1 protein-coding gene is annotated in these 582 nt (G+C 65.3%); it reads left to right on the forward strand.

Annotated elements, in window-relative coordinates; translation table 11 throughout:
- Nucleotides 1-582, forward strand: a 582-nt coding sequence (locus tag KVP70_RS33160) for a condensation domain-containing protein (protein ID WP_217946698.1), incomplete at both ends; no start/stop codon positions are given.

Consider the following 582-nt stretch of genomic DNA (forward strand, 5'->3'; position numbering starts at 1 on the left):
ACCACTTCTTCGAGATGGGCGGACACTCGCTGATGGCAGTGCAACTGGTGTCGCGCCTGCGGCAAGTGCTGGATGTCGAAGTTCCCCTGCGCGACCTGTTTGCGCAACCGACGCTGGCAGGCCTGGCGAGCGTCGTCAGCCAAGCGCGGCAAGCGAGCTTAAGCCGGATCGAACGCACCGCGCGCAACCAAGCCTTGCCACTCTCGTGGGCCCAGCAACGGCTCTGGTTCCTCGACCAACTCGACCATGCCGCCGGCGCGGCCTACCACATGCCGGCCGCACTAAGACTGAAAGGCCAGCTCGACTGTGCGGCGCTGCAAGCGACCCTGGACCGGATCGTCGCGCGTCACGAAGTCCTGCGCACCACGTTCGTGCAAAGCGCAGGCGCAGCCGAACAAAGGATCGCACCGGCCGATTGCGGCTTCTGCCTGGTAACACACGACCTGAGCCACTTTCCCGGGCATGAACAAGCGTTCGCCGTCAGTCGCATCGGCGCGGACGAAGCCAGCCAAGCGTTCGACCTGGCCCAAGGTCCGTTGATCCGCGGCCAACTGCTGCGGCTGGGCGAGCAGGAACACATCC

Source organism: Duganella violaceipulchra (genome assembly GCF_019166075.1).
GTDB classification, from domain to species: Bacteria; Pseudomonadota; Gammaproteobacteria; order Burkholderiales; family Burkholderiaceae_D; genus Rugamonas; species Rugamonas violaceipulchra.